The sequence below is a fragment of the Stenotrophomonas sp. P5_B8 genome (genome assembly GCF_054049855.1).
The window spans coordinates 1-10,496 of sequence record NZ_JBFULO010000116.1; the positions used below are offsets into that span (position 1 = coordinate 1).

Sequence of the window (10,496 nt, forward strand, 5' to 3'; positions counted from 1 at the left end):
GGCCTCGTTGGTGCCCTGCTTGAGGTTGGCATCGGCCTTGGCTTCGATCACGCGGGCCTCGGCGATGCCGACCTTTTCGATGGCCAGTGCCGACGCTTCGCGCACCTGTGCCTCGGCCAGTCCGGGGGCGGCCTGTTCGGCGCGGGTACCATCGGCCAGCAGGCGCTTGGCTTCGGCCTGCTTGCCGGCCGCCTCGTGCTCGGCCTGGGCCAGCGTGGTGATTTCCACCGCGCGGTGCTTGGCCGCGGTCTCGCCGGCCTGCGCTTCCTTGACCTGGCGCACCAGCAGTTCCTGGGCCTTGCCTTCGGCTTCAAGGATCAGCACCTGCTTCTGGCGGTCGGCCTCGGAAACTTCACGCACTTCCTTGATGCGCTCTTCTTCCTGCGCCACGGTCTTGTCGATGGCGATGCGCTCGCGGGTGATGTTGGCCACGTCCATCTTGCCGGACTCGACCACCTTGTCGCGCTCCACGCCCTGCAGCTGCACTTCGCGCTGGGTGGTGACCTGCTCCAGCTGACGCGCGCGCTCGACCCGCTCGGATTCGATGGCCACCGCGCGCTGGCGGTTCTGCTCGGCCACTTCGACTTCACGCATGCGGTTCTGCTCGCGGATTTCGATCACTTCCTGCGCTTCGATGCGGGCCTGTTCGGACAGCTGGCGCTGTTCTTCCTGGACCTTGGCGGTCTCGGCTTCCTCGCGGGCGCGGATGGTATCGATCTCGCGCTTCTGCCGTGCTTCGGCCTCGGCCTGCTGGCGCTCCAGCGCCAGCAGCGCTTCGCGCGCCTCGACGTTCTTCTTGGTGATGGCCAGCTTTTCGTTCTGTTCGAGCTCGTTGGTCACCACGTTGTGGGTGGCGGTGAGTTCGGTGATCTTGCGGATGCCCTGGGCGTCGAGGATGTTGTTCTGGTCCAGCAGCAGCTTCGGGGTCTGCTCCAGGTAATCGATGGCCACGTCTTCCAGCGCGTAGCCGTTGAGGTCGTTGCCGATCACCGCGATGATCTCGTCGCGGAATTCCTGGCGCTTCTCGAACAGTTCGGTGAACTCGAATTTCTTGCCGACCGTCTTCAGCGCTTCGGAGAACTTGGCGTTGAACAGCTCATCGACCGCGTGCTTGTCCGAGGCGCGATCGGCGCCGATGGCCTTGGCCACGCGCAGCACGTCGGCCTGGGTTTCGTTGACGCGCAGGTAGAAGGCCACGGCGATGTCGGCGCGCATGTTGTCGCGGCAGATCAGGCCTTCCTTGCCACGGCGGTCGATCTGCAGGGTGATCAGGCTGATCCGCATCAGCTCGGCGCGGTACAACACCGGGATGATCAGCGCACCGGTGAAGTGCACCTTCGGCTGGGAACTCATGTCGTTGACGATCAGGGCCACGCCCTGGTCCACCTTGCGATAGAACGCCTTGAACAGCCCGGCGAGGCCAAGCAGGAGGACCAGCAGGATGCCGACCCCGATCACGAACGGGGCCAAGGTCGCAAAACTCATCGGTGGATCTCCTTATCGCCCGGGATCAGGCTGTCTTGGATGGAAAGCGCGGGGTGGTCGTTTTCACGCACCACCAGGTAATGGTTGTGTTCGGCCACGTAGTCCAGCAGCACCACGCGCTCGCCGCGCACCAGGGTGGCGCCCTCACGCGAACGCACCTGCAGGATGAGGCCGGCGCCGCCGTCATCGACGTTGGCGTAGCCGCTGCCGGCAGTGACCTGCGGCGAGGCAACCACGCCGACACGACCCAGCAGCGAGGCCTGCGCGACCGGGCGCAGGCGCAGCAGCAGGCGTCGGATCGGGCGCAGCACGATCACGCTGAGCGGCACGGCGGGAATCAGCGCAAGTACGGCGGTAACGCTGCCCGCCAGCCACCGCAACGGCGTCGGCAATGACTGCAGCAGGAACAGATGCACGAAATAGGTGGCGGTCCACCCGAAGAAGGCCAGCAGCGCGATCACCAGCATCACCGGCGCGCCGCCCAGGCCGAGCCGCGAAAACATGCCGGAGATACCGTGCAGGCCGTCATCGCCCAGGTGCAGGTCCATGCCGTCGTGGGCGATGGCGTCATCGACCATGCCGCACGCGGCCAGCAGCCAGTACAGCACGGCGAACGCCAGCACGATGCTGTAAGGCAGCGTGGGGAACGTCAACGCGACAGTGAGGAACTCGTTCATTCCATGTCTTCCTTGCGATGGCGGCCGACCTTTCCCCCGGCTGCCTCCTGTGGGCGCGCGCTCCGGCGTGCCCGTCTACGCGCCGTCCCAGCCGCGCCATGTCCTGTCGATGCTACGTGAAATTTGGCGGTGCGCCCATAGCAACGCCGCTACGCGTTGCGCAGCAGGGAAAAAGGGTGTCGGCAAAGGCCCCCGGGCCGACGACAGGTCGGCCGGTACGGCTCAATCAGCTTCGTGGCAGTCCGCGCGGCGGACTTCCTCGACGAACTTGCGCATCTTGTAGCCGTCCTTGATGCCCGGCTCGGACTCGATGCCGCTGGATACGTCCACGCCCCACGGCAGGGTCGCCACGATCGCGTCGAACACGTTGTCCGGGGTGATCCCGCCGGCGAGCAGGAACGGCCGGTGCAGGCCGGTGGGCAGGCGGGTCCAGTCGAAGGCCACGCCCGTACCGCCGCCGCCGCCGGGGGCGTGGCTGTCGAACAGGAAGCCGGCCGCGCTCGGGTAACGCAGTTGCAGCTGGCGCGCGTTGACCTCATCGCGGCCGCCCATCGCCACGGCCTTCAGGTAGGGCATGTTGAAGCTGCGGCAGAACGACTCGTCTTCCTCGCCATGGAACTGCAGCAGGGTCGGACGCACGGTACGCAGCACTTCGCGCACCTCTTCCTTGCTGTTGTCGCGGAACAAAGCCACCACATCGACCATCGGCGCGATCGCCTGCCGCATCGCCCGCGCCTCGGCCGGGGCGACCCGGCGCTTGCTCTCACGGGCGAAAATGAAGCCGACCGCGTCCACGCCCAGCTCCCCCGCCAGGCGGACATCGCCAGCGCGGGTCATGCCGCAGAACTTGATACGGGTGCGATAGAAAGAGCGGCTCATAAAGTGACCTCGGCGGGCAGTTGCCAGTTGTCGGGGTACAAGGGTCCAACGAACACCAATCCCTGCGGCGGTGCAGTCGGCCCGGCCACGGTGCGGTCCTGGCCAGCCAGCAGCTCGCCCATCCACGACACCGGTTTGTCCCCGGATCCGACCAGGATCAGTGAACCGACGATATTGCGCACCATGTGATGAAGGAATGCATTGGCCTGAACGCAGACCTCCACCACCTCGTCCTCGCGCCGGACGCTGATCGCCTGCAGCTCGCGGCGGGCATGCAGGGCCTCGCACTGGATGCTGCGGAAGGCGCTGAAGTCGTTTTCGCCCAGCAGCGCCTGCGCCGCCGCATGCATCCGCCCGGCGTCCAGCGGCCGTCGCTCCCAGCTCAGGGTCTGCCGGTGCAGCGCCGGGCGTACCTGGCGGTTGAGCAGGCGGTAGCGGTAGCGCCGGGCCCGCGCCGAGAAACGCGCGTGGAAATCCTCGGCCACCGGCACGCACCAGCGCACCGCGATCGAACGCGGCAGGCGGGTGGTGGTGCCCAGGGTCCATCCGCGTGGATCACGGGCGACGTCGGTGTCGAAGTGCACCACCTGGCATTGCCCATGCACGCCGGCATCGGTACGGCCGGCGCAGGTGACCTTGATCGGGGCGTCGGCCACCGAGGACAACGCCTCCTGCAGGCTGGCCTGCACGCTGGGACAACCGCTTTCGCCCAGCTGCTGCCAGCCCTTGTATTCACTGCCGTCGTACTCCACGCCCAGTGCGTAACGCATGCTCAACCTCTGTTGCATCGGGGACCGGCGCGGGAGCGACCGGTCGTAATCTCAGGCCGGGTCGCGTGCGGCCCACACCGCCAGCGGCCTCAACCGGTCGCGCTCACCCCAGCCGCGCCAGCAGCTCGCGCGCCTGCGCCTGGCTGTGCGGATCGGCTGCGGCGACCACGTCCTGCAGCAGAGTGCGCGCGGTTTCGGCATCGCCCAGGTCCAGGTAGGCGATCGCCAGTTCCAGGCGATCGCGACCGGCGGCCGGTACGCCGTGGCTGCTGTCGAGGTCGCTGCCGGTGCCGACGTCGAACGGTGCGAGGGCATCGTGAGCGGTGTCGGTGTCGGTCTCGGTGTCAGGGTGGGTGTCGACACGGGCGTCGGCGGCTGCGTTGCCTTCGTCGGGGAATTCGAACACGCCGCGGAACGCGGGCTGCGCGGCGGCCTCCAGCGCGTGCACCGGCGTCGGATCGACCGGACTATCGAGATCGGCGGCAGCGTAGCTGCGGGGGTCCGGGTCGGTGATGACGTCATCGACGACGGTGATATCGCGGTCCACGCCGTCCACCGTATCAACGGCGGCGGCGCGGTAACCCGGCTCAGGCTCGAGACTGAACACCGGCTCGCGGCGTCCACCATCAAGCACATACCCCGGCGGCGTTGCGTAGTCCTCGGTGACGTCCTCGACCGGATCGGCATCGTGCGGCTCCTGCTGCGCAGCCAGTTCGTCGACGTAATCGGTCGCGGGCACCGCCGCCGCCAAGGCGGTGGCATCCAGTCCGTCGCGACGCAACGGCGGCAAGGGTGACGGCTTGCGGCGACGGGCCACGGCCCAGCCGGCTACGACCAGCAACAGCACCGCCAACCCCAGCCAGTACCAGCCCGCACCGCCGGCCTCGCGCGCAGCCGGGGCCTGGCCCAGGCGCTGCTGGGCCGCGGCCAGGTCGCTGTCCTTCATCGCGATCAGCGACTGCTGCTGCTTCTCCAGTTTTTCGAGTTCGGCCACGCGGCCGCGCAGCTCCTGGATTTCGGCATCGCGGGTGGCGACATCTTCCTTGGCCTGACGCAGTTGTTCGTTGCCCAGCATGTCACCCTCACTACCGGCAGCGGTGCCGGTGGTTGTCCCTGCATTGTTGTCGGTGGCGGCGACCGCCGGGGCGATCTCCAGCCGTGCACCGCCGGCAGCGGCCGGCGCCGTGGCCGGGCCGGGGCTGGCGGCCACGCCGCTGCTGGCCGGCTGCGGGATCGCTGCACGCGACTGGCGCCATTGCGCGGCATGCTCGCGCACGATCGCCGCCGCTTCATTGGCGTCGATCGTCGCGGCGTTTCCACCGGCGGGGCTGCGCAGCACCGCGCCCTGCTTGAGCAGGTTCACGTTGCCACGGATGAAGGCATCGGGATTGGCGCGCAGCAGCGCAATCATCGCCTGGTTGCGGTTGATGCCCTGCCCGCGCGCCACGCTGCCGGCAATCTGCGACAGCGTCTGGCCGCGCTGCACGGTGATGCTGCCATCGGCGGCCACGCTTGCGGGCGCGGGTGCGGGTGCGGGTGCAGGGGCGCGCGGGGTGCTGTTGCGCGGCGGCACCGGCACGGCGCGCGATGGGGTGGGGGCGGCTGCAACCGGGGTGGCCGGCTCAGCCGTCGGCACCGGATCGGGCTCGCGCACGATGGCGTTGGACATCGCGCCGGCCGGGGCGACGATCTCCGGTTCGGCCACGGCCAACGCGCTGTTGGGCGCATCGACCAGGGCGGAGTATTCGCGGACCAGGCGGCCCTGGCCCCAATCGGCTTCGATCAGGAAGTTCAGCGAGGGCGTGGTGACCGGGGCCTGCGTGCTGACCCGCACCACCGCCCGCCCCTGCGCGTTCTGGGTGAGCTCGAACTGCAGCTCACTGACCAGCCCGGCCGGGCGTTCCAGCCCGACCCGCGCGAAGGTGACCGGCGAGGCCAGGGCCACGCGCAGGTTCTGCAGCTCGGCTGGATCGGCCGAAATCACCGGAATTTCGGCCAGCAACGGCTGGCCGGGTTTGGACAGCACCCGGATATCGCCCAGCCCCAGGGCCATGGCGGAGCTGCTGGCCAGGGCCAGCAGCAGCGTGGACACATACTTGAGCGGGCGCAATGCGCCCGGAGCCCGGTTGTTCATGGCGGCCAATATAACGGCTCCCCCCGTGATCGGCGATGGTTCAATTGCAGCGGCCGATGGCATCCCCATGCCATCGGCACTGCGCGATCAGCCTTCGGCGGCGACCAGTTCGGCCAACTGCACGGCGTTGAGGGCGGCGCCCTTGCGGATGTTGTCCGACACGATCCACAGGTTCAGGCCACGCGGGTGCGAGAGATCCTCGCGGATCCGGCCGACATACACCGCATCGTTGCCCGAGGCGTGGGTGACCGGGGTCGGGTAACCGCCGGCTTCGTGCTTGTCGACCACTTCCACGCCGGGCGAGCGCGACAGCAGTTCGCGCGCGGCCTCCGGGGTGACCTTGTCGCGGGTTTCGATGGTCACCGCTTCGGAGTGGCCGTAGAACACCGGCACGCGCACCGCGGTGGGGTTCACCAGGATGCTGTCATCGCCAAGGATCTTGCGGGTTTCCCAGACCAGCTTCATCTCTTCCTTGGTGAAGCCGTTGTCCAGGAAGTCGTCGATGTGCGGGATCAGGTTGAAGGCGATCTGCACCGGGAAGCGCTGCGGGTCGATCTGCTGGAAGCTGAGCAGCTGGCCGGTCTGCTTGCCGAGTTCTTCCAGCGCCGAACGCCCGCCACCGGACACCGACTGGTAGGTGGCCACGTTGATGCGCACGATGCCGTACTGGCGGTGCAGCGGGGCGAGCGCGACCAGCATCTGCATGGTCGAGCAGTTCGGGTTGGCGATGATCCCGCGCGGGCGGTGCTTCAGCGCATCGGGGTTCACTTCGGAGACCACCAGCGGCACGTCATCGTCGTAACGGAACGCCGAGGAGTTGTCGATCACCACCGCACCGGCGGCGGCGAACTTCGGGCCGAACTCCTTGGACACGCTGCCACCTGCGGAGAACAGCGCGATGTCCACGCCGGTCGGGTCGAAGTCGGCCAGGTCCTGGACCTTGATCTTGTCGCCCTGGAAGTCGATTTCGCCACCGGCCGAACGCGAGGACGCGAGCAGGCTCAGCGTGGCGATCGGGAAGTTGCGCTCGGCCAGGATGGCCAGCATGGTTTCGCCGACAGCACCGGTGGCACCGACGACGGCGACGTGGAAACGACGATCTGGATTGTTCATGAGAACCTCTTGTTGGGGTGCCGACCTGCGGTCGGCAGCTACCGTGCTTTGGGGATGTGTACCAACCAACGGTTGATACCTACCGGAATTTGAAAGGGGTGTGCCAACCGACGGTTGGTACCTGCCACGCGCTGGGTTCGGGGAACCTCGCCTGCTGGTCGCGGAGGTTCCCTATCGTTTTGCGTCGTCGATGTTTTTGGCGCCCACGGTCGCGCCGCCGGCAACGGCGGCTTTCACGGCGTCGGCGTTGATCGCGCTCGGCGGGTTGCCGGCATGCGGGCCGAGGCCCAGCGCGGCGGTCAGGTTGTCCACCGCCAGCTGCACCATCGCCCGGCGCGTGGCCCGGCTGGCACTGCCGATATGCGGGGTCAGCACGATGTTGTGCAGGGCCAGCAGTTCCGGGCGTACCGTGGGCTCGCCTTCGAACACGTCCAGCCCGGCCGCTGCCAGGCGACCGTTGGCCAGGGCATCGGCCAGCGCGAGCTCGTCGACGATGCCACCGCGGGCGATGTTGACCAGGGTAGCGCTCGGCTTCATTTTCGCCAGCGCGTCCGCATCGATGATGTGGTGCGAGGAGGCGTTGTAGGGCAGCACCAGTACCAGGTGGTCGACCTGGGTGAGCAGGGTCTCCAGGTCCACGTACTGCGCGCCAACCTCGGCCTCGGTGGCCTCGGGCAGCCGCGAGCGGTTGTGGTACAGCACGCGCATGCCGAAGCCGAGCGCACCGCGCCGGGCGATGCCCTGCCCGATCCGGCCCATGCCCAGGATGCCCAGCGTGCTGCCGTGGATGTCGGCGCCGAGCATGGTCTGGAACGACCACTGGCCCCACTGGCCCTCGCGCAGCCAGCGTTCGGACTCGGTGATGCGCCGGGCGGTGGCCATCAGCAGCGCGAAGCCGAGGTCGGCGGTGGTTTCGGTCAACACGTCCGGGGTATTGCTGGCGAGGATACCGGCGGCACTGAGCGCCTCGACATCCAGGTTGTTGTAGCCGACGCCGACGTTGGCGATCGCGCGCAGCTGCGGCGCATTGGCAATCTCGGCCGCGCCGATGCGTTCGTTGAGGGTGATCAGCGCGCCGTCCACGCCTGCCAGCCGCTCGGCCAGCTGCTGCGGCGTGTAGCGGGTGACCTCGGCGGCCATGTCCAGGTCGACATGCTGCCCGAGCTGTTCGACGACGTCATCGAACAGCGGCTGGCTGACCCAGACCCGGGGACGCCGATCAACCATCGATCGTGCCCGGAATGCGCGGGGTGATGTCGCCGACATCGCCACACTGGGCGCGGTGGCGCAGCGCCTGGTCCATCAGCACCAGCGCCATCATCGCCTCGGCGATGGGCGTGGCACGGATGCCGACGCAGGGATCGTGGCGACCGGTGGTGATCACCTCGACCGCGTTGCCGTCGGCGTCCACGGTCGCGCCGGGCAGGCGCAGGCTGGAGGTCGGCTTGAGCACGATCGAGGCGGTGACCTGCTGGCCGGTGGAGATGCCACCGAGGATGCCACCGGCATGGTTGCTGGCAAAGCCCTCGGGGGTGATCAGGTCGCGGTGTTCGGTGCCCCGCTGGGTGACGCTGGCAAAGCCGTCGCCGATCTCCACGCCCTTGACCGCGTTGATGCTCATCAGCGCGGCGGCCAGTTCGCCGTCGAGCTTGCCGTAGATCGGCTCGCCCCAGCCCGGCGGCACGCCATCGGCGACCACGTTGACGCGCGCGCCAACCGAATCACCGGACTTGCGCAGCGCATCCATGTAGCTCTCCAGCGCCGGCACCTGTTCGGCGGCCGGCCAGAAGAACGGGTTGTCTTCCACCGCCGACCAGTCGTGCCCGGTCGGGGTGATCTCGCCCAGCTGGGAAAGGTAGCCGCGCACGGTCACGCCGAAGCGCTGCTGCAGCCACTTCTTGGCAATGACGCCCGCAGCCACGCGCATGGTGRTTTCGCGCGCGGACGAGCGGCCGCCACCGCGCGGGTCGCGGATGCCGTACTTCTGCCAGTAGCTGTAGTCGGCGTGGCCCGGGCGGAACTGCTGGGCGATGTTGGTGTAGTCCTTGCTGCGCTGGTCGGTGTTGCGGATCAGCAGCGCGATCGGGGTGCCGGTGKTACGCCCTTCGTACACGCCGGACAGGATCTCGATATCGTCGGTCTCGCGTCGCGCCGAGGTGTGCCGGCTCTTGCCGGTGGCGCGGCGCTGCAGGTCGTGGGCGAATTCATCGGCAGTGATGTCCAGCCCCGGCGGGCAGCCATCGATCACGCAGCCGATCGCCGGACCGTGCGATTCGCCGAAGGTGGTGACGGTCAGCAGTCTGCCGAAGCTGTTGGAACTCACGGCCGCTGCGCTGCCAGTTCGGTGATGCGGGCGCTGTGGGCGATCAGTTCACGGCATTCGACGGCGAAGATGCCCATCTGGCCAACCTTGAATTCGACCCAGGCAAAATCGACTTCCGGCAGCAGCTTGATCAGGTGCTGCTCGGATTCGCCCACTTCGCAGATCAGCAGACCGTCTTCGCTGAGGTGCAGCGGGGCGTCGCGCAGGATCTTGAGCACCAGGTCCAGGCCATCATCACCCGCACGCAGGCCCATTTCCGGCTCGTAGGAGTATTCCTTCGGCAGGGCATCGGTTTCGTCATTGGTGACGTAGGGCGGGTTGGTGACGATGAGGTCGTAATGGCGGCCGGTGAGGCCGTTGAACAGGTCGGACTTGAGCAGGGTGACGTTGTGCGCCTGCAGGCGTTCCTTGTTCTCATGCGCCAGCGCCAGGGCGTCGTCGCTGAGGTCCACGCCGTCCACTTCCCAGTTGGGGTAGTAGTGGCCCATGGCGATGGCGATGCAGCCCGAGCCGGTGCACAGGTCGAGGGCGCGATGGACGTCGCGGCCGGYGAGCCACGGCTCGAAACCGGTTTCGATGAGTTCGGCGATGGGCGAGCGCGGCACGAGGGCGCGGCTGTCGCTCTTGAAGCTGAGGCCGGCGAACCAGGCTTCACCGGTGAGGTAGGCGGCCGGGAGGCGTTCGGTGATGCGGCGTTCGAACAGGGCCAGGACCTCGGCCTTCTCCGGGGTGGTCACGCGCGCGGCGCCGTAGGCCGGACCGAGGTCGTGCGGCAGGTGCAGGCTGTGCAGGACCAGTTGGGTGGCTTCGTCCAGGGCGTTGTCGTAGCTGTGCCCGAAGGTCAGCCCGGCGGCGTTGAAACGGCTGGTGCCGTAGCGGATCAGGTCGATGATCGTATGGAGTTCGGCGGCCGTTTCGGCAGTCATGGCAAGGCAACAGACAAAGTGGCCCCCGATTATAGGCGACCCCATGCCCCCCGGCATCCGTTGCAGTCGAAAGTGGTTGTGTTGGGGGTTGGGGCGTTGGAGGCCTGAAGCAGGGTCAAGGTCAACGTCCACGGCGGTGCCGCGTTGTCTGCTGGCCGGGTCGGGGGGGGGGGGGGGGGGGGGGGGGGG

Annotated in this window: 9 protein-coding genes; all 9 read right to left on the bottom strand. The window is 68.0% G+C overall.

Going from position 1 to position 10,496, the window contains the following annotated elements:
- Positions 1-1,485 (bottom strand): hypothetical protein (locus ACXJKH_RS08735; protein WP_457319130.1); only part of this gene is annotated, 1,485 nt, incomplete at its 3' end.
- Positions 1,482-2,162 carry a hypothetical protein gene (locus ACXJKH_RS08740; protein WP_457319131.1) on the bottom strand — a complete coding sequence of 227 codons (681 nt, stop codon included), beginning with the start codon at positions 2,160-2,162 and terminating at the stop codon, positions 1,482-1,484. The genes ACXJKH_RS08735 and ACXJKH_RS08740, both read right to left, overlap by 4 nt.
- Before the next feature lie 222 nt (positions 2,163-2,384).
- Positions 2,385-3,041: a phosphoribosylanthranilate isomerase gene (locus tag ACXJKH_RS08745; protein WP_256774619.1), complete on the bottom strand. Its 657-nt coding sequence runs from the start codon at positions 3,039-3,041 to the stop codon at positions 2,385-2,387.
- Positions 3,038-3,811, bottom strand: a complete 774-nt coding sequence (gene truA, locus ACXJKH_RS08750; protein ID WP_256774618.1) for a tRNA pseudouridine(38-40) synthase TruA — start codon at positions 3,809-3,811, stop codon at positions 3,038-3,040. The genes ACXJKH_RS08745 and truA overlap by 4 nt, the downstream gene beginning before the upstream one ends.
- A 103-nt stretch (positions 3,812-3,914) precedes the next feature.
- Positions 3,915-5,945: a FimV/HubP family polar landmark protein gene (locus tag ACXJKH_RS08755; RefSeq protein WP_457319132.1), complete on the bottom strand. Its 2,031-nt coding sequence runs from the start codon at positions 5,943-5,945 to the stop codon at positions 3,915-3,917.
- Between the two features lie 87 nt (positions 5,946-6,032).
- Positions 6,033-7,058, bottom strand: coding sequence for an aspartate-semialdehyde dehydrogenase (locus ACXJKH_RS08760; protein WP_457319133.1), 1,026 nt, complete (start codon positions 7,056-7,058; stop codon positions 6,033-6,035).
- A 171-nt stretch (positions 7,059-7,229) separates the two neighbouring features.
- Positions 7,230-8,285 carry a 2-hydroxyacid dehydrogenase gene (locus ACXJKH_RS08765; RefSeq protein ID WP_457319134.1) on the bottom strand — a complete coding sequence of 352 codons (1,056 nt, stop codon included), beginning with the start codon at positions 8,283-8,285 and terminating at the stop codon, positions 7,230-7,232.
- Entirely contained in the window at positions 8,278-9,381 is a 1,104-nt protein-coding gene (gene aroC / locus ACXJKH_RS08770) for a chorismate synthase (protein WP_457319135.1), read from the bottom strand. Before aroC ends, ACXJKH_RS08765 begins: the two co-directional genes overlap by 8 nt.
- Positions 9,378-10,307 carry a 50S ribosomal protein L3 N(5)-glutamine methyltransferase gene (prmB, locus tag ACXJKH_RS08775; protein ID WP_457319136.1) on the bottom strand — a complete coding sequence of 310 codons (930 nt, stop codon included), beginning with the start codon at positions 10,305-10,307 and terminating at the stop codon, positions 9,378-9,380. The genes aroC and prmB overlap by 4 nt, the downstream gene beginning before the upstream one ends.
- Between the last annotated feature and the right edge of the window lie 189 nt (positions 10,308-10,496).